The organism is Dellaglioa sp. CoH-56-MRSF-12 (assembly GCF_056782075.1).
The window spans coordinates 1-259 of record NZ_JBXAYD010000124.1 but is presented as its reverse complement, the minus strand read 5'-3'; the positions used below and the strand labels follow the sequence as shown (position 1 = coordinate 259).

The 259-nt window shown below is 68.7% G+C and carries 1 protein-coding gene; it reads left to right on the top strand.

Annotated elements, in window-relative coordinates:
- On the top strand, nt 1-259 hold a 259-nt coding region (locus tag AC1RPY_RS08020; protein ID WP_481763156.1), incomplete at both ends, for an oxidoreductase C-terminal domain-containing protein.

Genomic DNA, 259 nt, shown 5'->3' with positions numbered 1-259 from the left:
CGGGATACGCGTCGACGCGGGCTGCCGCACGGCCGATGCCGCGATCTTCGCGGCGGGCGAGGTGACGATGCACTTCAACCCGCTGCTCGGGCGGCATGTGCGGATCGAATCGTGGCAGGTGGCCGAAAACCAGCCGGCCGTCGCGGCCGCGAACCTGCTCGGTGCCGACGAGACCTATGCCGAGCTGCCGTGGCTGTGGTCGGATCAGTACGACTGCAACCTGCAGATGCTCGGGCTGTTCGGCAGCGAGCGCACGATC